Here is a 23,376-nt window from a genome sequence, read left to right on the forward strand (position 1 = left end):
CGCCGCATGGCTGTGGACACGAGGCCGGCGGTACGCGCCGGGCCCTTCCGGCTGCTCCCGCTGGGTGTGGTGTTCCTGACCGTCGGCCTCTCCACCGCGGTGGTGCTGCCGTTCCTGTCGCTGTTCCTCGACCGGGAGGTCCACGCCGGTCCGGTACGGGTGACAGTGTTCCTGGTCGTCGCGCCGCTGTCCGGGGTGGTGGCGTCCGCGCTGGTCGGCCGATTGTCGGACCGCCTGCCGATCCGCCGCGCGCTGCTCGTCGGCGCCGCGCTGGCCGGTGTGGTGGGCGCTGGCCTGACCGCGTACGTCCGCGACTACTGGATCCTGCTGGGGCTCACGGCCACCGCCACGGCGCTGGCGAACTCGCTGTTCCCGCAGTCGTTCGCGTACACCCGGGCCCTGTTCGACAGGGACGATCCGGGCCGGGCCGCGTTCGGCGTCAGCCTCATGCGTACCGTGTTCTCGCTGGCCTGGGTGGCCGGGCCGGCGCTGGCCGCGGTGCTGCTCGACGTCGGCGGCTTCCGCCTGGTCTACGGCATGGCCGCCGCCATGTACGCGCTGGCCGCGCTGGTGGCCGCGTTCCGGCTGGAGGAGCTGCCGCTGCCGGCGCGGCCGGTCGCCGGCGATCCGGCCGGCGCGGCGCCCGGCCCGCCCGGCCCCTCCCGCCTGCGGCTGGCGCTGACGGCGCTCGCGTTCGTCCTGCTCCAGTGCCCGCTGACGCTCGGCGTGCAGGCGCTGCCGCTGTTCATCGACACCGAACTGAACGACGACCCCTCCCGCGCCGGGCTGGTGCTGGGCCTGTGCGCGGCGCTGGAGATCCCGCTGATGCTCGGGCTCGGCGCGCTGACCGCGCGGGTCCGGCTGCGGCCGCTGATCCTGTTCGGCGGCGGCTGCGGGGTCGCCTACTACGCGACCGCCGCGCTGGCACCGGGCGTGCCGGTGCTGCTGTTCGCGCAACCGGTGAACGCGCTGTTCATCGCCGCGGTGTCCGGCGTCGGCATCGCCTACGTGCAGGATCTGCTGCCGGGCGAGCCGGGCCGGGCCACCACGCTGTTCACAAACACGTTCCCGATCGGCGCGATGCTCGCCGGGCCGCTGCTCGGGCTCTCCGCGCAGGTCGGCTACCGGTGGGCGTACGCCCTCGCCACCGCCCTGTGCGCGGCCGGGCTGCTGGTGCTGCTGCTGACCCGGCCGACGGCCCGGGCCTGACCGGCGATCAGTGGCGCCGAACCAGGACCACGTGGTCGATCAACTCACCGGTCTGGCCGTCCGGACCGGTGGCGGTACGGCGTGCCGCGCCCAGCCGCTCGACGTCCCAGCCGTCCGGGTCTAGGGCCACGGCGGCCAGGATCTCCTCCGGGTCGGCGAACCGGTGGTGGCCGGTGTCGGGCCCGGCCCACGGCGGCGGCGCGCCGTGCTCGACGACGAGCAGCCGGCCGCCGGGCGCGACCGCCTCGGCCGCCGGGGGCAGCACCTTCTCCCGGGGCAGGACCAGCGGCGACTGGAAGAACTGCGCGGACACCAGGTCGTACCGGCCGGGCGGGAAGCCCTGGGTGAGGTCGTGCCGCACGGTGGTGATCCGCTCCGCCACCCCGGCCCGCTCGGCCTCCACGGCGAGGCGGTCCAGCGCGACCGACGAGATGTCCACGGCGGTGACCCGCCAGCCCCGCGACGCCAGCCACACCGCGTCGCCGCCCTCACCGCTGCCGAGGTCGAGCACGGTGCCCGGGGGCAGCGTGCCGGCCACCTCGGCCAGGACCGGGTTCACCCGGCCGCTCCAGATCCGGTCCTGCTGGCCGTACCGCTCGTCCCAGAACCGGGCCGCGTCGGTGTCCGCCGGGTGCTCGTGGTGGTGGTGCCCCGTCATGTCCGCCTCCTCGCCGGCGGGCGTCTCCCGGCCGGCCTCCGCGAATCGTGCGCCGCCGCCGGCCGGACAGCAAGCAACCTTGCCGTTCCGGCAAACGCGGACACCGGACGACCGGGGGGGGTGGCAGCCGGCCGGACGCCGCGCTACCGTCGGGAGCAGATACCCCGGGGGGTATAAGAGTCCGGAAGGAGAACACCCATGCGCGAGGTCGACCTGACCACGTTCGCCACCGCCCACGCGGACGGGGCGACGGTCATCGACGTCCGGGAGACCACCGAATACCTCGGCGGCCACGTCCCCGGCGCCCGTTGTGTGCCGCTCGGTCACCTGGCCACCCAGATGTCGCAGGTGCCCCGCACCGGCACCGTCTACGTGATCTGCGAGGCCGGCGGGCGCAGCCGGGTCGGCGCGGAGCTGCTCGAACGCGCCGGCGTCACCGCCCTGTCGGTGAGCGGCGGCACCTCGGCCTGGGTGCGCTCGGGCCGCCCGGTGACAGCCGGCAGCCGGCCGTGACCAGCCGCCCGGAGACGACGGCCGGTCCGCGTACCGGCTTCCTGCGCCGCCTGTTCGGCCCCCGCGTCGCCCGGGTCTCCCCGGCCGAGGCCGCGGCGCTGTCCGGCGCGGGCGCGCTGCTGCTCGACGTGCGCGAGCCCGCCGAGTGGCGGGCCGGGCACGCGCCGGGCGCCCGGCACATCCCGCTCGGGCAGCTCGCGGACCGGCTGTCCGAGGTGCCGGCGAACCGGCCCGTGGTGACCGTCTGCCGGTCCGGCGCGCGATCGCGGCGGGCGGCCAGGATGCTCGCCGCGGCGGGCCACGAGGTGCACGACCTGACCGGCGGCATGCGGGCGTGGGCGCGCGCCGGGCTGGCGGTACGAGCCAAGGGCGGCCGGCCGGGCCACGTGGCCTGAGCAGACGCCTCATCACCAGGAGAAGGAGCACGCCGATGTTGTTCACCCAGTACTACCTCGACTGCCTGTCCCAGGCCTCGTACCTGATCGCCGACGAGCGCACCGGCCGGGCCGTGCTCGTCGACCCGCGCCGGGACATCGACGAGTACCTCACCGACGCCCGGGCGCACGGCCTGACGATCGAGGGCGTCGTCAACACCCACTTCCACGCCGACTTCCTCGCCGGCCACCTCGAGGTGGCCGCCGCGACCGGGGCGTGGATCGGCTACGGGCACCGGGCCGAGACCGAGTACCCGAGCCGCAAGCTCACCGACGGCGAACGGATCAGCCTCGGCGACGTGACCCTGGAGATCATGGAGACCCCGGGTCACACGCCGGAGTCGATCAGCATCCTGGTCTACGAGCGCGCCGACGACCCGGCCCCGTACGGCGTGCTGACCGGCGACGCGCTGTTCATCGGCGACGTGGGCCGCCCGGACCTGCTCGCCTCGTTCGGCGTGACCGCCGAGGAACTCGGCCGGATGCTCTACGACAGCGTGCAGCGCAAGCTGATGGGCCTGCCCGACGAGGTGCGCGTCTTCCCCGCCCACGGCGCCGGCTCGGCCTGCGGCAAGAACCTGTCCACCGAACGGCAGTCCACCATCGGCGAGCAGCGCCGCACCAACTACGCCTGCGCGCCGATGAGCGAGGAGCGCTTCCTCGCCCTGGTCACCGGCGGGCAGCCGGCCGCGCCCGGCTACTTCGCCTTCGACGCGGTGCTCAACCGCAAGGCGCGTGAGCTGTTCGACCACGCCCGGCCGGCCCGCCCGCTCACCCCGGCCGAGTTCCTGGCCGCCCGGGCCGACGGCGCCGTCGTGGTCGACGCCCGCGACCCGCAGGAGTACGCGACCGGGCACCTGCGCGGCGCGCTCAACGTCCCGGCCGACGGCCGGTTCGCCGAGACCGCCGGCAGTGTCGTCGCACCCGACCGGCCGGTGCTCGTGGTGGCCCCGCAGGACCGGGAGGAGGAGATCGTCGTCCGCCTCGCCCGGATCGGCTTCGACCGGGTCATCGGCTACCTGCGCGAGCCCGAGAGCGCGTTCCTGGAGATGGTCGCCGAGATGACCCGGGCCAGCCGGCTCACCGCCACCGAACTGCGCGCGGCCCTCGATCGCCCGGACGCCCCGGTGGTGCTGGACGTGCGCAACGCGGGTGAGCGGGAGCAGGGTGCCGTGGACGGCTCGCTGCACATCCCGCTGGCCGAGCTGACCCGCCGCCTCGACGAGGTGCCGGCCGGCCGGCCCGTCGTGGTGCACTGCGCCGGCGGGTACCGCTCGTCGGTCGCCGCCAGCCTGCTGCGCGACGCCGGTCACTCCGACGTGTCCGACCTGCTCGGCGGGTACGGCGCCTGGCAGGGACTGCACGCCGCCGCCTGACCCGGGCGGTCCGGACCGGGCGCTCACACGCCCGGCCCGGACCGCCGGATCGTGCCACCAGGATTAGCACTCCCCGCGCATGGGCAGACATTTGTCATCAGGCACGCGAACGAGGGAGCTGACGGCATGGCGAAGGGCGACATCGACACCTACCAGCAGGACGGGCAGTGGAAGAACCGCCCGGAGGGCAACGAGCGCGCGACCAGCCGCCACGACACCAAGGCGGAGGCCGAGGCGGCGGGCCGGGAGATGGCCGTCGAACGCGGCACCGAGCACGTGATCAAGAAGCAGGACGGCACGATCGGCGAGAAGAACACGTACCCCCGCGAGCGCGACCCCCGGGACATCCCGGGCTGAGCCGCCAACACCGCACGTCGCAAGACGGCGCCGGACCCGCTCGGGTCCGGCGCCGTTGTCGCATACCCGCCGGTAGTGAGCGCCTGGCTAAAAACTTTTGTTGGGTTCCCACAACGGCCCCCGCTCAGGCTTCGGCGGTTACGACATGGCGCGGCCCGCGCACAGGCGGAAGGGTGAGGCAAGCCGGGGGCACCGCCGCCGCCCGGCGCACCACCGTGGGTCTACCGAAGGGGACGGTCACGTGTTCACCCGTGTCGCCATCGTCAACCGTGGTGAGGCCGCGATGCGGCTCATCCACGCGGTCCGGGAACTGGCCGCGGAGACCGGCAGCCGGATCGAGACCGTCGCGTTGTACACCGACGTCGACCGTACCGCCACCTTCGTCCGCGAGGCGGACATCGCCTACGACCTCGGCCCCGCGTCGGACCGCCCGTACCTCGATCTGAAGGTCCTGGAGCGCGCGCTGGTCGACACCGGTGCGGACGCCGCGTGGGTGGGCTGGGGTTTCGTGGCCGAGGACCCGGCGTTCGCCGAGCTGTGCCAGAAGGTCGGCGTGACGTTCGTCGGGCCGAGCCCGGACGCCATGCGCAAGCTCGGCGACAAGATCGGCGCGAAGCTGATCGCCGAGGAGGTGGGCGTGCCGGTCGCGCCGTGGAGCCGCGGCGCGGTGGAGAGCCTGGAGGACGCGCTGCGCGCGGCGGCCTCGATCGGCTACCCGCTGATGCTCAAGGCGACGGCCGGTGGTGGCGGGCGCGGCATCCGGGTGATCCGCAGCGACGCCGAACTGGCCGACGCCTACGAGCGCACCAGCCAGGAGGCGGCGCGGGCGTTCGGCAGCGGCGTGGTGTTCCTGGAGCGCCTGGTCACCGGCGCCCGGCACGTCGAGGTCCAGGTGATCGCCGACGGCCAGGGCACCGCGTGGGCGCTCGGCGTACGGGACTGCTCGGTGCAGCGGCGCAACCAGAAGGTGATCGAGGAGTCGGCGTCGCCGGTGCTGAGCCCGGAGCAGACCGCGGAGCTGAAGGCGTCCGCGGAGCGGCTGGCGGTCGCCGTCGGGTATCGCGGCGCGGCCACTGTGGAGTTCCTCTACCACCCGGGCGACCGGCTGTTCGCGTTCCTGGAGGTGAACACGCGCCTTCAGGTCGAGCACCCGATCACCGAGTCGACCACCGGGTTCGACCTGGTCAAGGCGCAGTTGCACGTGGCCGGCGGCGGACGGCTCACCGGCGGGCCGCCGGCCGAGCGCGGGCACGCGATCGAGGCACGGCTCAACGCCGAGGACCCGGACCGCGACTTCGCGCCCTCCCCCGGCCGGATCACCCGGCTGGACCTGCCCGCCGGCCCGGGCATCCGGGTCGACACCGGGGTCAGCGAGGGCGACACCATCCCGGCCGACTTCGACTCGATGATCGCGAAGATCATCGCGTACGGCCGGGACCGCGACGAGGCGCTGGGCCGCCTGCGCCGGGCCATGGCGAACACCACTGTGGTCATCGCCGGCGGCGCGACGAACAAGAGCTTCGTGCTCGACCTGCTCGACCAGCCCGAGGTGATCGACGCCAGCGCGGACACCGGCTGGATCGACCGGGTACGCGGCGAGGGCCGCCTGGTCGCGCACCGGCACTCCGCCGTCGCGCTGGCCGCCGCCGCGATCGAGGCGTACGAGGAGGACGAGACCGCCGAGCGGCAGCGGCTGCTGTCCACGGCGGCCGGTGGACGCCCCCAGGTGCAGCACCGCAGCGGCCGGCCGCTGGACCTGAAGCTGCGCGGCGTGACCTACCGGATGCGGGTGGCCCGGGTCGGCGCGCACCGGTTCCGGGTCGGCGTCGAGGTCGGCGGCGACGTCCGCACCGCCGACGTCGAGCTGGACCGCTTCGACCGGCACACCGGCCAGGTCGCCGTCAACGGCGCCCGGTTCCGCCTGCTCACCGACACCCACGGCCCGGTCCACCTGGTCGAGGTGGACGGCGTGACGCACCGGATCAGCCGCGACGAGGGCGGCGTGCTGCGCTCCCCCATGCCGGCGCTCGTGGTCGCCACCCCGCTCGCGGTCGGCGCGGAGGTCGAGGCCGGGGCGCCGGTGCTGGTGCTGGAGGCGATGAAGATGGAGACGGTGCTGCGGGCGCCGTTCCGGGCCCGCCTCAAGGAGTCGTCGGTGGCGGTGGGCACCCAGGTGGAGGCCGGTGCGCCACTGCTGCGCCTGGAGCCGGTCGCCGAGGAGGGCGCCGAGGCCGCCGCCGGCCCGGCCGGGCCGGCGGTGGAGCTGGACCTGCCCGTCGCGCCCGCGGACGTGCCGGCGCGGTCCCGGGCCGCACGCGGCCGGGAGGACCTGTGCGCGCTGATGCTCGGCTACGACGTGGACCCGCACGACGAGCGCCGGGTGCTCGACGACTACCTGGACGCGCGGCGCGCGGCCACCGAGGCCGGGCACCGGCCGCTGGCCGAGGAACTGGACCTGGTCAACGTCTTCGCCGATCTGGCCGAGCTGAGCCGTAACCGGCCCGGCGACGACGCGCCGGGCGGGCACGCGCCCAGCGCCCGCGAGTACTTCCACACCTACCTGCAGAGCCTCGACGTCGAGCGGGCCGGTTGCCCGGAACCGTTCCGGGCCCGCCTGGCCAAGGCGCTCGCCCACTACGGCGTCACCGAGCTGGACCGCTCCCCCGAGCTGGAGGCCGCGGTCTTCCGGATCTTCCTGGCGCAGCAGCGGGCCGCCGCCGACGCCACGGTGATCGCCGCGCTACTGCGCTCCTGGCTGCGCGAGCCGCCTCCGGACGAGGCGCTGCGCGAGCCGGCCGGCCTCACGCTGGAACGCCTCGTCGCGGCCACCCAGGTCCGCTTCCCGGTGGTCGCCGACCTGGCCCGGGGCGTGGTGTTCGCCTGGTTCGCCCAGCCGCTGCTGCGTCGCAACCGGGCCCGCGTCTACGCCCGGGTCCGCTCCCACCTGCGGCACCTCGACGCGCAGCCGGACGCGCCGGACCGCGCCGAGCGGATGGCCGAGATGGTGCGCAGCACCGAGCCGCTGGTCCGGCTGCTCGGCCAGCGTCTGGTCCGCAACGCCCCGGACAACGCGACAATGCTGGAGGTGCTGACCCGCCGGTACTACGGCAACAAGGCGCTCACCGAGGTCACTACGCGCACCGCCGAGGGCTGCACGTTCGTGGTGGCCGGGCGCACCGGGTCGAGCGTGGTCTCGGCCGCCGTACGCTTCGACGCGCTCGGCGACGCGCTGCGCGGCCTGGCCGAGGTGGCCCGGGACTGCGAGGCGGTCGACGCGGACGTCTACCTGTCCTGGGAGAACCAGCCCGAGGACCTGGGCGCCACCGCCGCCGCGCTGCTGGAGGTGGTGAACGCGCACCCGCTGCCGCAGCAGGTACGCCGGCTCACCACCACTGTGGCCGGTCGGGCCGGCGCGGTGATGCACCACCACGTCACGTTCCGTCCGGCCGAGGGCGGGGGGATGGCCGAGGAACGGCTGATCCGCGGCCTGCACCCGTACATCGCGCAGCGGATGCAGCTGGAGCGGCTGCGCGAGTTCGACCTGACCCGGCTGCCGTCGCTGGACGAGGAGGTCTACCTGTTCCAGGCGGTCGCCCGGCAGAACCCGGCCGACCAGCGGCTGGTGGCGTTCGCGCAGGTGCGTGACCTGACCGAGCTGCGGGAACAGGACGGCCGCCTGGTGGCGCTGCCGACCACCGAGGACGCGGTGGCGGCCTGCCTCGACTCGATCCGCCGGGCGCAGTCGCGGCGGCCGTCGAAGTCGCGGTTCCCGACCAACCGGATCGTCATCTACGTGTGGCCGCCCAGCGAGCTGACCCGCGAGGAGATGGAGCTGATCGCCGGGCGGGTACGCCCGACCACCGTGGGCGCCGAACTGGAGGAGATCCTGTTCATCGCCCGGCAGCGCGACCGCCGTACCGGGGAGCTCACCAAGGTCGGCGTGCGGATCACCTTCGATGTGACCGGGCACGCGCGGCTGACCGTGGGCGAGCCGCCGGCCGAGCCGGTCGAGCCGCTGGACGAGTACCGGCTGAAGGTGCTGCGCGCGGCCGGGCGCAACACCGTCTACCCGTACGAGCTGACCGGCCTGCTGGGCGACTTCGTCGAGCACGACCTGGACGCGGAGAACGAACTGGTGCCGGTGGACCGGCCGAAGGGCCGCAACACCGCGGCGATCGTGGCCGGCGTGGTCACCACGCCCACGCCGCGGCATCCGCAGGGGGTGACCCGGGTGGTGCTGCTCGGCGACCCGACCAAGTCGCTCGGCGCGCTCTCCGAGCCGGAGTGCCGGCGGGTGATCGCCGCGCTGGACCTGGCGCAGCGGATGGGCGTGCCGCTGGAGTGGTACGCGCTGTCCGCCGGCGCCCGGATCTCGATGACCTCCGGCACGGAGAACATGGACTGGGTGGCCGCGGCGCTCAAGCGCATCGTCGAGTTCACCCAGGACGGCGGTGAGATCAACATCGTGGTGGCGGGCATCAACGTCGGCGCCCAGCCGTACTGGAACGCCGAGGCGACGATGCTCATGCACACCAAGGGCGTGCTGGTCATGACGCCTGACTCGGCGATGGTGCTCACCGGCAAGCAGTCGCTCGACTTCTCCGGCGGTGTCTCCGCCGAGGACAACTTCGGCATCGGCGGCTACGACCGGGTGATGGGCCCGAACGGGCAGGCGCAGTACTGGGCGCCGGACCTGCCGGCCGCGCGGGACGTGCTGATGGCGCACTACGACCACACGTACGTCGCGCCGGGCGAGGCCGCACCGCGCCGGGCCGTCACCATGGACCCGGTGGACCGGGACATCTGCGGCTACCCGCACGCGGTGGCCGGCAGCGACTTCGCCACCGTCGGTGAGATCTTCTCCGCCACGGCGAACCCGGACCGCAAGAAGCCGTTCGACATCCGTACCGTGATGCGGGCCCTCGCCGACCAGGACCACCCGGTGCTGGAGCGGTGGGCCGGGATGGCCGACGCGGAGACCGCTGTGGTGCAGGACGTGCACCTCGGCGGCATCCCGGTGTGCCTGCTCGGCATCGAGTCCCGCTCGGTGCCCCGGCACGGCTTCCCGCCCACCGACGGCCCGGACACCTACACCGCGGGCACGCTGTTCCCGCGCTCGTCGAAGAAGGCCGCGCGGGCGATCAACGCGGCCAGCGGCAACCGGCCGCTGGTCGTGCTCGCCAACCTGTCCGGCTTCGACGGCTCACCCGAGTCGATGCGCAAGCTGCAACTGGAGTACGGCGCGGAGATCGGCCGGGCGATCGTCAACTTCCGCGGCCCGATCGTGTTCTGCGTGATCTCGCGCTATCACGGCGGCGCGTTCGTGGTCTTCTCCAAGGCGCTCAACCCGGACATGACGGTGCTGGCGATCGAGGGGTCGTTCGCCTCGGTGCTGGGCGGCGCGCCGGCCGCCGCCGTGGTGTTCGCCGGTGAGGTCGCCGCCCGCACCGCCGCCGACGCGCGGGTACGCGACCTGGAGGCGAAGGTCGCCGCCACGGCCGGCACCGAGCGGGCGACGCTCACCGCCGAGCTGGACGAGCTGCGCTCGTCGGTGCGGGCGGAGAAGCTGGGCGAGGTGGCCGCCGAGTTCGACCGGGTGCACAGCATCCAGCGGGCCGTCGAGGTCGGGTCGGTCGACGCGGTGGTCCGCGCGGCCGAGCTGCGTCCCCGCGTCATCGAGGCGATCGAGGCACGGCTGAGCTGACCCCGTCGCACAGCGGGACGGCGGGCGGCCCCATGGGTCCGCCCGCCGTCCCGCTTGAGGCGATGTGCGACAGGTCCGGCAATCCGGTAACGGGAACCGTGTTCGTCAGCTCGCCGCGCGGGTCAGGCGGCGCAGCGGTCGCAGGTGCCGAAGATCTCCAGGGTGTGCCCGACGTCGGTGAACCCGTGCCGCGCGGCGACCTGGTCGGCCCACCGCTCCACGGCCGGGCCGGCCACCTCCACGGCCCGGCCGCAGCGGCGGCAGACCAGATGGTGGTGATGGCGGCTCTGGCTGCACCGCCGGTAGAGATGCTCGCCGCCGGGCAGCCGGGCCGAGTCGATCTCGCCGTTGTCGACGAGCATCTGCAGCGTCCGGTAGACGGTGGTGAGGCCGACCTTCGCCTGCCGCTGGACGAGCATCTGGTGCAGTTGCTGCGCGCTGTGGAAGCCGTCCAACTCCCGCAGCAGCGCCAGCACCTCGGCACGCTGACGGGTGTTGCGGGTCGCCCCGGTCGTCGCCTGGGTCACCGTCGCCTCCCTCGTCCGGGCGCCCGCCCGGCACCCTCGGCCGGCCGCGGCCGCACCCGGCGCGCCACGTGACACCCGGAACCATTATGCCTTCCGGGCGCACCGCCGAACCCGGCTCGGCGGGCGGCCCACCGGCCGGGTGTGACGTGCCCGACGGCCCCGGCCGGAACTTTCCGTGGCGCCGCGCCGACAAACGGTACGAACACCGGATCTTCGAGGGGACGACGTCATGTCCAGCACCAACCGCCGCCGGTTCCTGCGCCCGGCGGCCCTGATCGGCGCCGCCGTGCTGGCCGCGTCGATCACCGCCTGCGGCTCCTCGGACACGCCGTCCGCCGCCGCACCGGCCACCTCGGCGCCGGCCTCGGCGCCGGCGAGCGCCGCGGCGGGTGTGCTCACCGTCCGCGACCCGTGGGTGAAGGCCGCCGACAAGGGCATGACAGCCGCGTTCGCCACGATCGTCAACGACGGCGACACCGACGTCACGATCACCGGGGTGAGCACCGACGTGTCCCGGGCCGAGATCCACGAGATGGCCATGACCGACGGGAAGATGGCGATGCGGCAGAAGCCGGGCGGCGTCGTGGTCGCCGCCCGGTCCCAGGTCGCCCTGGAACCCGGCGGCGACCACCTCATGCTGATGGACCTCACCCGGCCGGTGCGCGCCGGCGACCAGCTCGACGTCACGCTCACCTTCGCCGACGGCCGGACCCAGACGTTCACCGCCGTGGCGAAGCCGTTCACCGGCGCCCAGGAGAGCTACGCGCCCGGGCACGGCGCGAGCCCGGCGTCATGACCGGCACCGGCGCGCCCGCCCGCCGGGTGAGCCGGCGTGGCCTGCTCACCGGCGGCGCGGCGGCCGCCGGGGGCGCGCTGGCCGGCGCCGGCGCCCTCGCCGCCGCCCGTGCTCCCACTCCCGGGGTACGCCCCGACGACGCCGTCCCGGTGGCCCGGGTGGGCGACGCGGTCGAGCCGTTCCACGGCGCCCGGCAGTCCGGGGTCACCACCGACGCGCAGGCGCACGCGGCGTTCGTCGCGTTCACGCTGCGGCCCGGCACCGACCGGGCGGCGCTCGGCCGGATGATGCGGCTGCTCTCCGACGACGCCGCCCGGCTCACCCAGGGCCGCCCCGCGCTGGCCGACACCGAGCCGGAGCTGAGCGTGCTGCCGGCCCGGCTGACCGTCACGTTCGGCTTCGGCCCCGGGCTGTACGCCGCCGCCGGGCTCGACGACCGGCGGCCCGCCTCGGTGGCCGAGCTGCCCGCGTTCGGCATCGACCGGCTGCAACCCCGCTGGTCCGGCGGGGACCTGCTGCTGCAGATCTGCGCCGACGATCCGCTCACCGTCGCCCACGCGCAGCGGGTCCTGGTCAAGGACAGCCGGCCGTTCGCCGTCGTCCGCTGGGTGCAGCAGGGCTTCCGGCGGGCCGCCGGGGCCGAGCCGGGGCGTACCCAGCGCAACCTGTTCGGGCAGCTCGACGGCACCGCCAACCCGAAGCCCGGCACGCCCGCCGACACGGCGGTGTGGGTGACCGACGGGCCGGACTGGCTGCGGGACTCGACCACGCTGGTGGTGCGGCGGATCAGCATGAACCTGGAGACCTGGGACCTGCTGGGCCGCGCCGACCGGGAACTCGCCGTCGGACGGCGCCTCGACACCGGCGCGCCGCTGACCGGGCGGGCCGAACACGACGAGCCGGACTTCGCCGCGCTCGGCCCGGACGGGCTCACCGTGATCCCCGACTTCTCGCACCTGACCCGGGCCCGTGTCACCGACGACCGGCAGAAGATCCTGCGCCGGCCCTACAACTACGACGGCGTGCCGACCCCCGAGGGGAACGCTGACAGCGGGCTCGTCTTCGCCGCGTACCAGGCCGACATCGCCCGGCAGTTCCTGCCCATCCAGCGCCGCCTCGCCGAGCGTGACCTGCTCAACGAGTGGACCACCCCGATCGGCTCCGCCGTGTTCGCCGTACCGCCCGGCTGCCCCGAGGGCGGCTGGGTCGGCCGGCAGCTGCTCGGCTGACCACCACAGGAAGGCCCGTCATGCGTACCCGATCCGTCACCGCGCTGCTCGCCGCGACCCTCACCGCGCTGCTGCTGGTCCCGGCCACGCCCGCGGCGGCGCACAACTCGTTGCAGGAGGCCACCCCGGCGCGCGACGCCCGGCTCACCAGCGCGCCGACGCAGGTCACGCTGCGGTTCATGCAGCGGCTGAACCCGGCCTTCACCACCATCACCCTCATCGACGCACGTCGGCGCGCGGTGCCCACCGGCGCACCGGCGGTGGACGGCGTCACCGGCACGGTGACGATCGACGAGCCGCTGGTGAACGGCACCTACACCGTCGCCTACCGGGTGGTCTCCCGCGACGGCCACCCGGTCCAGGGCTCGTACCGTTTCACAGTGGCCGACCCGGCCGCGCCCGAGCCGACGGCTCCCGCCTCACCGTCGGCTCCCGCGTCAGCGGCGGCTCCCGCGTCGACCGGCGCGGACACCTCGGCCGGCGCGGGCGAGCCGGACGCCTCCGGTACGCGGTCCGGCGACGACGGCCCGCCGGTCGCGCTGCTGGCCGGCGGGGCGGTCGCCGGTCTGCTCCTGGTCACCGGGGTCGTGCTGCTGGTCGTGCGCCGGGCGCGCGCTCGTCGCACGGACCACTGACGATCGGACCGTCGGGGGCCGGCCACGGAGGGGCAAGCCGCGGCTCAGCGGGCGGGCGGCGGGCCGACGCTGCGGCGCGGCACCAGCGTCGGGGCGATCGTCTGCCGCAGCGGCCCGGCGCTCTGTGACTCGATCTGGGCCAGGAGCAGGTCCAGGCTCGCCGCTGCCACCGCGTCGAAGTCCGGGCGCACCGTGGTCAGCGGCGGGATGAAGTACGCCGCCTCGGGCACGTCGTCGAACCCCACCACGCTGATGTCGTCGGGGACGCGGCGGCCGTGCTCGTGCAGCGCCCGCAGCACACCGAGCGCCAGGTGGTCGTTGGCGGTGAAGACGGCGGTGACCTCGGGCATCCGGGCCAGCATCTGCCCGCACCGGTAGCCAGCCGCCGCCGACCAGTCGGCATGGACCAGCGGCGGGATCTCGGCGCCGGCCTGCCGCAACGCCTCGCGCCAGCCCTCGATCCGGCCGGCGCTGTCGAACCAGTCCGACGGGCCGGACACGTGCCACACCGTGCGGTGCCCGGCGGCCAGCAGGTGCTCGGTGGCGGCCCGGGCACCGGCGACCTGGTCGACAGTCACCAGCGGGATCGGCCGTCGCGGGTCGCCGTCGACTGTCACCAGCGGCACGTCCTGGGGCAACCGTTCCAGCGCCTCACCGGCGGACTCGACCGGCGCGATCACCACGATGCCGGCGACCCTGTGCGCCAGGTGCCGTTCCACTGCCGCCGAGATGGAGCGGTGGTCGAGGTCGCGGACGCTACCGATGCTCACCGCGAAACCGGCCTCGGCGGCGGTCTGCTCCAACGCGGCGAGCAGCGACGCCGGACCGTAGAGCGTGGTGTTCTGCGCGACCACACCGATCACCTGGGACCGGCCGGTCACCAGCGCGCGGGCCGCGCGGTTGGGCCGGTAGCCGAGTTCGGTGATGGCGGCCTGCACCCGGAGCCGGGTCTGCTCACGCACGTTGGGGTGCCCGTTGAGAACCCGGGAGACCGTCTGGTGCGAAACCCCGGCGAGGCGGGCCACGTCCGTCATCGCAGGACCGCGCACGGCCACCTCACTTTCGCCACTGCCCGCGGCCACACCCGGTCGATCTCGACCGGACCGGCCCGGGTGGCGACAGTCTACGCCAGCGGTCCCATCGGTATCGGCACCGTCGATCGACCGTTCCCAGCGTGGCGCGGTGCTATCGCGGAATCGATCGACGGCTCATTCCCTTCCGCTGCGCAGCGGCACGAACAGGCAGCTCGGAGGCGGTGCAATTGGGCCCGGGGTGCGGCTTTTCCGGCGATTGCCGCAGCCGCACCCCGGGCCTTTGCAGTTGTGTCAACGCTCGTGAATGGTGACCGTTGTCACGGTGTTGTCAGCGAGAACTGCCGCACCGTCACCGCGCCGCCCAGCGACTGGGTGGCGTAGTTGAAGAAGCCGAACCGGTAGCCCATGAAGAACTGCCACGCGTTGTTGAGCGTCAGCGCGTTGCCGAGCGGTACGAAGTTCACCCCGTCGGTGCTGTAGGAGAACCGCGCCTGCCGGCCCGAACCCGGCCGGATGTCGGCGTTCGCCCGCAACCAGATCCGCCCCCCGGACACCGCCGCACTGGCGATCTCCGTGCCGGTGCTCGTGGTGTTCCAGTTCGAGCCCATGGTCAGGCCGTTCGTCATCACCACCCGGGTCGCGCCGTTGTCCCGCCGTACGCCGATCCAGGCCGAGCTGTCCCGCAGCATCGCCAGGCCGGCCCGGTCACCGTCGCGCATGGTCGAGTAGTCCAGCTCGATCGTGCCGGTCGAGGTCGGACCCTGGATGCGGTGGGTGAGCGTGTTGCGGGCCCGGTACAGGTCGTTCGTGACGGTGGCGGTCTGCAGCCGCAGGCCGTTGTTCACCGACCACCTGCTGTTGTCCGGGTTGTGGTTCCACTCGTACTGCGGGCCGAGCGTGGTGCCGGAGAACGTGTCGGTGCCGGTGAGCGGCTTGACCGGACGGGTCGGCAGCGGGTTGGGGTAGCTCGCGCCCCAGGCCCCGTTGACGGTCTGCACCTGCGGCCAGCCGTCGGCGGTCCAGGTGATCGGCGCCAGCGTCGGCATCCGGCCGCCGGGGTACGCGTCGGTGAACGCCATGTAGTACCAGGCGCCGGTCTGCGTCTGCACCAGGCCGCCCTGGTGCGGCACGCCACCGCCGGAGATCGGGCCGGGCAGGTTCAGCAGCACCTGCCGCTGCTCGTACGGGCCGAACGGGCCGTTCGTGGACTTCAGCACGTACTGGCCGTTGGCCGGCCGGGTCAGCCAGATGTAGTACGCGCCGTTGCGCTTGTAGAAGCGCGCGCCCTCCAGCGTGCCGATGCTCGACGGCGTCTGGTAGACCTGCTGGGCCCGGACCTGGCTGCGTCCGTCGGCGGAGAGCTGGGCCACGCTGATCGTGCCGTTGCCGTACGCGACGTACATGGTGTCGTTGTCGTCGATCAGCATGCCGGCGTCGTAGTAGCAGTTGGGAATGGTGGTCAGCCGGTTCCACGCGCCGTCCACGGCGGTGGCGGTGTAGATGTGGGTCTGCGCGAAGTCGATGCACCCGGCCCAGTAGAACGTGCGGTTGCTCGGCCGGTAGTTGAGCGTCGACGCCCAGATGCCGTCCACGTACGCCTGCTCGCTGCCGCTCAGGTCGTACTTGGTGCCGAACTCCAGCCGCGGCACCGAGTGCCCGGCGAACTCCCAGTTCACGAGGTCCCAGGAGCGCAGCACCGGCGCCCCCGGCGAGTAGTGCATGGTCGAGGCGGACATGTAGTAGACGTCGCCGACCCGGATGATGTCGACGTCGGCGAAGTCCTGCCAGACGGCCGGGTTGGTGAAGTTGCCGCCCGGGTTGCCCGGGTTGCCGGGGCTGTCGCCGACGCGGACGAGCTGCCACTGCTGGTTCGCGCCGTTCCAGTCGTCGTACTGCACGATGTTGCCGCCGTCGGCGGTGGAGGCGTTCTGCACCTCCATCACCTTGTTCGAGTTCCGGTTGATCAGCCGGACGTACCCGCTGTCGGAGTCGGCCAGCCGGAACTGCTGGTTGTTGCCGCCGTGGTCGGTCCACTGGACCACCGCGGCGCCGTTGGCGGTGGACGCGCCGCTCACGTCCAGCACCTTGCCGGAGTGCCGGGAGCGCAGCCGGTAGTAGCCACCGCCGGAGTCCACGAACTGCCACTGCTGCCAGGCGCCGTCGTTGCGCGTCCACTGGGTGATCCGCGCCCCGTCGTTCGTCGCCTGGTTGTACAGGTCCAGCGCCTTGCCGCTGTTGCGGTTCACCAGCACGTAGTACGCGCTGGTGTCCACTGTGGCCGCCGATACCGGCGCGGGCACGGCACCCACCACCACACCCCCCACCAGCAGCGCCACCACCCCGGCCAGCAGCCGGGACAGGCGTCCACGTCCACGGGACAGTCGAGCCGTCACCACGATCCTCCTTCGTCGACCGGAGCCCGGGCACGGCGGCACGCGCCGACCACGGCAGCGTTATCGCTAACAGCGACGCCTACCCAGGCGGAGTCGGATCCCTGGCGACTGCGGCGCAGATCGCGCCCGGAACGGCCCGCGAGCGGTGCCGGTGACCCTATCCATCGACTGTGAGCGATAACATGCCGTTCGTCAAGCCGTAACAGGGAGCCCGCCGCGCGGGCCGCCGGCGGGCGGCCCGAGAGGGCTCAGAAGCCCCGGGCGAGTCGGTAGTACGCCTGATTCCAGCGCAGCTCGTCGGCGAAGCGGTGCGGGCGCGTCTCGGCGTCGATGACCACCAGCTCGGTCCGGGCCATGTTGGCCAGGTCGCGCAGTTCCTCCATGCCGACGGCCTGGGACAGCACCGTGTGGTGCGGGGCGCCGGCGGTGATCCACGCCTCCGCCGAGCCGGCCAGGTCGGGCTGCGGGCGCCAGACCGCGCGCGCCACCGGCAGCCGGCGCAGCGGCTGCGGCGGCGGCACCACGTCCACCGCGTTGGCGATCAGCCGGAACCGCTCCCCCATGTCCGCCATGCCCAGCACGACGGCCGGGCCGGACGCCGCGTCGAAGACCAGGCGTACCGGGTCCTCCCGCCCGCCGATGCTCAGCGGGTGCACCTCCGCGCTCGGCACGTCGGCGGCGATGCTCGGGCACACCTCCAGCATGTGCGCGCCGAGGATCAGCTCCTGGCCGAACGTCAGATCGTAGGTGTAGTCCTCCATGAACGACGTGCCGCCCGGCACGCCGACGGCCATCGCCTTGAGCGTGTGCACGAGCACGGAGGTCTTCCAGTCCCCCTCGCCGCCGAAGCCGTAGCCGTCGGCCATCAGGCGCTGCACCGCGATCCCGGGGAGCTGGCGCAGCCCGCCGAGGTCCTCGAAGTTCGTGGTGAACGCCCGGAACCCGCCGGCCTCCAGGAACGCGCGCAGGCCCAGCTCCTGCCGCGCCGCGTACCGCAGCGAGTCGTGCCGGTCCCCGCCGGGCCGCAGCTCGGCGGCGACCCGGAAGGTGTCGTCGTACTCCTTGACCAGGTCGTCCACCTGCGCGTCCGCCACCTGGTCGACGGCCGCGACGAGGTCGTTCACGCCGTAGGTGTTCACCGAGACGCCGAAGCGCAGCTCCGCCTCGACCTTGTCCCCCTCGGTGACCGCGACGTCGCGCATGTTGTCGCCGAAGCGCGCCAGCCGCAGCGTCCGCACCGCCGACCAGCCGACGGCGGCCCGGGCCCAGGCCGCGACCCGGCCGACGACCCGGGGGTCGGTGACGTGGCCGGCGACGGTCTTGCGGGCCACCCCGAGCCGGGTCTGGACGAACCCGAACTCCCGGTCGCCGTGCGCGGCCTGGTTGAGGTTCATGAAGTCCATGTCGATCTCGTCCCACGGCAGCGCCACGTTCGCCTGCGTGTGCAGGTGCAGCAGCGGCGTCCGCAGCGCGTCCAGCCCGGAGATCCACATCTTGGCCGGGGAGAACGTGTGCATCCAGGCGATCACCCCGACCGCGCCCCGCACGGCGGCGTCCCGGCACACCGCCAGGATGTCCGCGCTGGAGGTGAGGACCGGCTTCCAGACCACGCGTACGGGAATGTCCGGCGACTCGTCCAGGCGCGCGGCGATCTGCCGGGACTGCTCGGCGACCTGCCGCAGGGTGTCCTCGCCGTAGAGGCCCTGGCTGCCGGTGAGGAACCAGACCTCGGGCTGGGGGTGAGTTGCCATGTTGTTGCCTTCCGCGCTAGGAACCGTCACTTGAACCGGATGCCGATGAGGCGCTGGAGGAGGATGAACGCGAAGAGCAGGCCGCCGATCACGATCTTGGTCCACCAGGAGTTGAGGCTGCCGTCGAACGTGATCAGGGTCTGGATCACGCCGAGCACCAGCACACCGAGCACGGTGCCGAAGACGTACCCGGAACCGCCGGTGAGCACGGTGCCGCCGATCACGACCGCGGCGATCACGTCCAGCTCCATCCCGACCGCGATCAGCGGCGCGCCGGAGAGCGTGTAGAACGACAGCAGGATGCCGCCGATGGCCGAGCAGAGCCCGCTGATCGTGTAGACGGCGATCCTGGTCCGCGCCACCGGCAGGCCCATCAGCAGCGCCGACTGCGCGTTGCCGCCGACCGCGTACACGTTGCGGCCGAACCGGGTGTACGCCAGCACGTACGCCGCGATCAGCACCACCGCGAACGCGATCAGCACGCTTATCGACACGAAGTTGCCGGCCGGATCACCGATGCGCTGCTGCGACATCGAGGTCCAGAAGCCGTCGGTGATGGAGATGGAGGCGTCACTGATGAACGTGCACATGCCCCGGGCGAAGAACATCCCGGCGAGTGTCACGATGAACGGCTGGATCTCGAAGAAATGGATCGCACAGCCCATCAGGAAACCGAGCGTCGGGCCGATCAGCAGCGCGATCACCAGCACCAGGGCGGCGGGCAGGCCGTCGCGCAGCAGCGCGGCCGACACCATCGCGGTCATCGCGACCACCGAGCCGACGGACAGGTCGATGCCGCCGGTGAGGATCACGAACGTCATGCCGACCGCGACGACGAGCAGGAAGCCGTTGTCGATGAAGACGTTGAAGACGACCTGGACGTTGGAGAAGGCGCGGTACTGGGACACCCCGATGCCGTACATGACCAGCAGCAGCGCGAGCGTGGCCAGCACCGGCACGTGCCGCCGGGGCAGGCTGGGCCGCCAGGACCGGCCGGAGGTCAACGACGTGCTGCTCATGCCGGCACCTGCTCCTTCTCCCGCTGCGGCGCCGCCGGGCCGGGTTCGGCCCCGCGCCTGCGACGGCGGAACCGGGCGCGGAACGCCGGGGCCTGCACGAGGCAGACGGCGATCACGACGACTGCCTTGAACAGCAGTGACGTCTGCGGCGAGATGTTCATCGCGTACACGGTGGTGGTGAGGGTCTGGATGATCAGCGCGCCGAGGACGGTGCCGCCGAGGGAGAACCGGCCGCCGGCCAGCGATGTGCCGCCGATGACGACGGCCAGGATCGCGTCGAGTTCGATCCACAGGCCGGCGGCGTTGCCGTCGGCGCTGGAGACGTTGGCGGTGACCATGAAACCGGCGAGCGCGGCACAGGCGGCGCTGATCACGTAGACGAGGAAGATGATGCGCCGCGACCGGATGCCGGCGAGCCGGCTGGCCTCGGCGTTGCCGCCGACCGACTCGACGATCAGCCCGAGCGCGGTGCGGCGGGTGAACGCGGCCACGAGCAGCGCGGCGGCGAGCGCGATCAGGATGGCCAGCGGCAGCGTCAGGAAGTGCCCGAGCCCGATCGCCCGGTACGGACCGGAGTTGATCGTGATGATCTGCCCCTCGGTGACGAGCTGGGCGATGCCCCGCCCGGCCACCATGAGGATCAGCGTGGCGATGATCGGCTGGATGCCGATGACCGCGACCAGCACGCCGTTCCACGCGCCGAGCACGAGCGCGGCGCCGAAGGCCAGCGCCAGCGCGGTGGCCACCGTGGCCGGGCTGCTCTGGTCGGCCGCCCCGCTGATGTGCAGGCAGGCGATGGCGCCGCTGATCGCGCAGAGCGAGCCGACCGACAGGTCGATGCCACCCGTGGCGATGACCAGCGTCATCCCGAGCGCGACCAGGATCAGCGGCGCGCTCAGCCGGAGGATGTCGATCGGTGTGCCGTACAGGTGGCCGTTCTTGACCTCGACGGCGAGGAAGCCGGGACGGTAGACGGTGTTCGCGGCGATCATGACCACGAGCACGAGCGCCGGCCAGAACAGGCGGTGGCCGGTCAGCGGGCGGAGGCGGTCGGCGACGGCGGTCATCGGGTCACCTCCTCCCGGGGCGTTCCACTGGCGATGGTGCGCATGACGCGGTCGGCGTCGAGCGTGTCGTCGTTGTCGAGCTGGGCGACCATCTCGCGGTCGCGCATGACCGCGACCCGGTGGCTCAGGCGCAGCACCTCCTCCAGCTCGGCGGAGATGAACAGCACCGCCATGCCGCCGTCGGAGAGCTGCACGACCAGCTTCTGGATCTCGGCCTTGGCGCCGACGTCGATACCGCGGGTCGGTTCGTCCAGGATGAGCAGGCGCGGTTCGGTGATCAGCCAGCGGGCCAGCAACACCTTCTGCTGGTTGCCACCGGAGAGGTTGCGCACCGGCAGTTCCGGGTTGGCCGGACGGATGCTGAGCGCCTCCATGTACCTGCGGACCAGCTCGTCCTGCCTGCGGCGCGGGATCGGGCGCAGCCAGCCGCGCGCGGCCTGCATCGCCAGGATCATGTTCTCCCGGACCGACAGCTCCGGGACGATGCCCTCGGCCCGGCGGTTTTCGGAGCAGAACCCGACGCCATGCTCGATGGCCTGGATCGGGTTGCGCACCGGCGCCCGGCCGCGGTCGAGCCGGACCTGGCCGTGGTCGGCCCGGTCCGCGCCGAAGATCAGCCGCGCCACCTCGGTCCGGCCGGAGCCGAGCAGGCCGGCCAGGCCGACCACCTCACCGGCGTGGATGCGCAGGCTGAACGGGGCGACCGCGCCGCGCCGGCCGACGCCGGCGGCGTCCACCAGCGGCGCCTTGCCGTCCGGTACGACAGTGGCGCGCTTCTGCTGCTCGTCCAGCCGCTCCAGCACGTCCAGCTCCTGCCCGATCATCTTCTCGACCAGGCTGAACTGCGGCAGCTCCTCGGTGCGGTACTCCCCCACGAGCTGGCCGTTGCGCAGCACCGTGATCCGGTCGGCGATGCCGTAGACCTGGTCGAGGAAGTGGGTGACGAACAGGATCGCGATCCCCTCGTCGCGCAGCTGGCGCATGATCCGGAACAGCTGCGCGACCTCGCCGGCGTCCAGGCTGGACGTCGGCTCGTCCAGGATCAGCACCCGCGCCCGCACGTCGATCGCCCGGGCGATGGCGACCATCTGCTGCACCGCGAGCGAGTACGTGCCGAGCGGCGCGGCGACGTCGAGGTCGAGGTCGAGCCGGACCAGCAGGTCGCGCGCCCGCCGGCGCATCTCGCCCCAGCGCACCGCGCCGAGCCGGCGCGGCTCGCGGCCGATGAAGACGTTCTCCGCCACCGACAGGTTGGTGCAGAGGTTGACCTCCTGGTAGACGGTGCTGACGCCGGCCGCGGCGGCCTGCATCGGCCCGCTGAACGAGACCTGCTCGCCGTCGAGGGTGATGACGCCCGCATCGGTCCCGTAGACGCCTGTCAGCACCTTGATCAGGGTGGACTTGCCGGCGCCGTTCTCACCCATCAGGGCGTGGACCTCGCCCGGGAACAGCCGGAAGTCGACGTCGTGCAGCGCGCGGACCCCGGGGAAGGTCTTGCTGATGCCGGTCATGGTCAGGACCGGACGGTTACCCGTCATCCCATCGGACCTCTTCTAGACGTGGTGGCACGGGGGCCGCCGTCTCGCGACGGCGACCCCCGGGGTGGGTCAGTACTTGCGGTTGGGCAGTGCCTCCTTGGCCTGCTCCTGGGTGAAGGTGGTCTCCTCGGTCTCGATCCGGGCGGGGACCTCCTCGCCGGCCTTGACCTTCTTGGCCAGGTCCATCAGCTGCGGGCCGAGCAGCGGGCTGCACTCGGCGATGAAGTTGAACTTGCCGTCCGCGAGGGCCTGCATGCCGTCCTTCACCGCGTCGACGGTGATGATGGTGATGTCCTTGCCGGGCGTCTTGCCCGCCGCGGTGATCGCCTCGAGCGCGCCCAGGCCCATGTCGTCGTTGTGCGCGAAGAGCACGTCGATCTTCGGGTTGGCCTTGAGGAACTGCTCCATCACCTGCTTGCCGCCGGCGCGGGTGAAGTCACCCGACTGCGAGGCGACGATCTTGAGGTTGGGGTTGGCGGCGATGGCCTCGGCGAAGCCCTTCTTCCGGTCGTTGGCCGGCGCCGAGCCGGTGGTGCCCTGCAGCTCCACGATGTTGACCGGGCCGGACGCCGCCTTCTTCTGCTCCACCAGCCACTCGCCGGCGAGGCGGCCCTCCTTGACGAAGTCCGAGCCGAGGAACGTCTTGTAGAGCGACTTGTCGGCCGAGTCGACCGCGCGGTCGGTCAGGATCACCGGGATCTTGGCGTCCTTGGCCTCCTTGAGCACGGTGTCCCAGCCGGACTCCACCACCGGCGAGAAGGCGATCACGTCGACCTTCTGCTGGATGAAGTTGCGGATCGCCTTGATCTGGTTCTCCTGCTTCTGCTGGGCGTCGTCGAACTTCAGCTCGATGCCCGCCTCGGCAGCCGCCTCCTTGATCGAGGTGGTGTTCGCGGTGCGCCAGCCACTCTCGGCGCCCACCTGGGAGAAGCCCAGGACGATCTTGTCGTTGCCGCTGCCGCTGCCGGAACCGTCGCCGGTGTCGCTGTTGCCGCACGCGGCCATGCTGGCGGCGAGCAGCACGCCGGCGAAGGCCGCGACGACCTTGCGTGCCGTGCTCCTGCTTCTCATCGATTCTCCTCCGGGGTTGGATGTTCCGGGCGCGCGACCGGCGGGAAGCCGGCGCGGCCCGGGTG

At 72.9% G+C, this 23,376-nt stretch carries 18 protein-coding genes; 9 read left to right on the forward strand and 9 right to left on the reverse strand.

The genetic code is table 11. The features are described from left to right. Positions 1-6: 6 nt before the first annotated feature. Positions 7-1,209: a sugar efflux transporter gene (locus tag AB0B20_RS03440; RefSeq protein ID WP_357467748.1), complete on the forward strand. Its 1,203-nt coding sequence runs from the start codon at positions 7-9 to the stop codon at positions 1,207-1,209. Positions 1,210-1,216: 7 nt separating this feature from the next. Here AB0B20_RS03440 and AB0B20_RS03445 read toward each other — a convergent pair whose 3' ends face one another. After that, on the reverse strand, positions 1,217-1,867 hold the full coding sequence (locus tag AB0B20_RS03445; RefSeq protein WP_357467751.1) for a class I SAM-dependent methyltransferase: 651 nt from the start codon (positions 1,865-1,867) through the stop codon (positions 1,217-1,219). 198 nt (positions 1,868-2,065) lie between these two features. Between AB0B20_RS03445 and AB0B20_RS03450 the strand changes: the two genes are divergently transcribed. From AB0B20_RS03450 to AB0B20_RS03470, 5 genes are all read left to right on the forward strand, one after another. Next, positions 2,066-2,380 (forward strand): rhodanese-like domain-containing protein, encoded by a 315-nt coding sequence (locus AB0B20_RS03450; protein WP_357467755.1) that lies wholly within the window; start codon positions 2,066-2,068, stop codon positions 2,378-2,380. Between the two features lie 50 nt (positions 2,381-2,430). Next, complete coding sequence (locus AB0B20_RS03455) at positions 2,431-2,775, forward strand: rhodanese-like domain-containing protein (RefSeq protein ID WP_357468184.1); 345 nt, start codon at positions 2,431-2,433, stop codon at positions 2,773-2,775. 35 nt (positions 2,776-2,810) lie between these two features. Beyond that, positions 2,811-4,190 carry a rhodanese-like domain-containing protein gene (locus AB0B20_RS03460; RefSeq protein WP_357467759.1) on the forward strand — a complete coding sequence of 460 codons (1,380 nt, stop codon included), beginning with the start codon at positions 2,811-2,813 and terminating at the stop codon, positions 4,188-4,190. A 126-nt stretch (positions 4,191-4,316) separates the two neighbouring features. Further along, positions 4,317-4,547 (forward strand): DUF2188 domain-containing protein, encoded by a 231-nt coding sequence (locus AB0B20_RS03465; protein WP_357383004.1) that lies wholly within the window; start codon positions 4,317-4,319, stop codon positions 4,545-4,547. Positions 4,548-4,788: 241 nt separating this feature from the next. Continuing rightward, a complete protein-coding gene (locus AB0B20_RS03470) occupies positions 4,789-10,251 on the forward strand; it encodes a carboxyl transferase domain-containing protein (RefSeq protein WP_357467762.1) in 5,463 nt (1,820 codons plus the stop codon). A 122-nt stretch (positions 10,252-10,373) separates the two neighbouring features. Here the strand turns inward: AB0B20_RS03470 and AB0B20_RS03475 are convergent, their stop codons facing one another. Beyond that, positions 10,374-10,778: a transcriptional repressor gene (locus AB0B20_RS03475; protein ID WP_354864003.1), complete on the reverse strand. Its 405-nt coding sequence runs from the start codon at positions 10,776-10,778 to the stop codon at positions 10,374-10,376. 229 nt (positions 10,779-11,007) lie between these two features. Between AB0B20_RS03475 and AB0B20_RS03480 the strand changes: the two genes are divergently transcribed. The 3 genes from AB0B20_RS03480 to AB0B20_RS03490 are packed head-to-tail and all read left to right on the forward strand — an operon-like array spanning position 11,008 to position 13,438. Continuing rightward, positions 11,008-11,574, forward strand: coding sequence for a copper chaperone PCu(A)C (locus AB0B20_RS03480; protein WP_357467764.1), 567 nt, complete (start codon positions 11,008-11,010; stop codon positions 11,572-11,574). After that, positions 11,571-12,803, forward strand: a complete 1,233-nt coding sequence (locus AB0B20_RS03485; RefSeq protein WP_357467766.1) for a Dyp-type peroxidase — start codon at positions 11,571-11,573, stop codon at positions 12,801-12,803. Before AB0B20_RS03480 ends, AB0B20_RS03485 begins: the two co-directional genes overlap by 4 nt. A 20-nt stretch (positions 12,804-12,823) precedes the next feature. Next, positions 12,824-13,438, forward strand: coding sequence for a copper resistance protein CopC (locus AB0B20_RS03490; protein ID WP_357467769.1), 615 nt, complete (start codon positions 12,824-12,826; stop codon positions 13,436-13,438). A gap of 44 nt (positions 13,439-13,482) precedes the next feature. On the opposite strand, the gene AB0B20_RS03495 is transcribed toward AB0B20_RS03490, so the two are convergent. The 7 genes from AB0B20_RS03495 to AB0B20_RS03525 all read right to left on the reverse strand — a co-directional run bounded on the left by AB0B20_RS03495 (position 13,483) and on the right by AB0B20_RS03525 (position 23,311). After that, positions 13,483-14,472: a LacI family DNA-binding transcriptional regulator gene (locus AB0B20_RS03495; RefSeq protein WP_357382994.1), complete on the reverse strand. Its 990-nt coding sequence runs from the start codon at positions 14,470-14,472 to the stop codon at positions 13,483-13,485. A 317-nt stretch (positions 14,473-14,789) separates the two neighbouring features. Beyond that, positions 14,790-16,865, reverse strand: coding sequence for an RICIN domain-containing protein (locus tag AB0B20_RS03500; RefSeq protein WP_357382992.1), 2,076 nt, complete (start codon positions 16,863-16,865; stop codon positions 14,790-14,792). A gap of 248 nt (positions 16,866-17,113) precedes the next feature. Beyond that, the gene (gene araA / locus AB0B20_RS03505) at positions 17,114-18,616 is read right to left on the reverse strand and encodes an L-arabinose isomerase (RefSeq protein ID WP_357467773.1); all 1,503 of its coding nucleotides are present in this window, start codon (positions 18,614-18,616) and stop codon (positions 17,114-17,116) included. Positions 18,617-18,642: 26 nt separating this feature from the next. Further along, the gene (gene yjfF / locus AB0B20_RS03510) at positions 18,643-19,635 is read right to left on the reverse strand and encodes a galactofuranose ABC transporter, permease protein YjfF (RefSeq protein WP_357467776.1); all 993 of its coding nucleotides are present in this window, start codon (positions 19,633-19,635) and stop codon (positions 18,643-18,645) included. Next, positions 19,632-20,702: an ABC transporter permease gene (locus tag AB0B20_RS03515; protein ID WP_357467779.1), complete on the reverse strand. Its 1,071-nt coding sequence runs from the start codon at positions 20,700-20,702 to the stop codon at positions 19,632-19,634. Before AB0B20_RS03515 ends, yjfF begins: the two co-directional genes overlap by 4 nt. After that, positions 20,699-22,240, reverse strand: coding sequence for a sugar ABC transporter ATP-binding protein (locus AB0B20_RS03520; protein ID WP_357467783.1), 1,542 nt, complete (start codon positions 22,238-22,240; stop codon positions 20,699-20,701). The genes AB0B20_RS03515 and AB0B20_RS03520 overlap by 4 nt, the downstream gene beginning before the upstream one ends. 69 nt (positions 22,241-22,309) lie before the next feature. Continuing rightward, positions 22,310-23,311 (reverse strand): ABC transporter substrate-binding protein, encoded by a 1,002-nt coding sequence (locus AB0B20_RS03525; protein ID WP_357382982.1) that lies wholly within the window; start codon positions 23,309-23,311, stop codon positions 22,310-22,312. Positions 23,312-23,376: the final 65 nt, after the last annotated feature.

This window comes from Micromonospora sp. NPDC049151 (assembly GCF_040648395.1).
Classification (GTDB): Bacteria; Actinomycetota; Actinomycetes; order Mycobacteriales; family Micromonosporaceae; genus Micromonospora.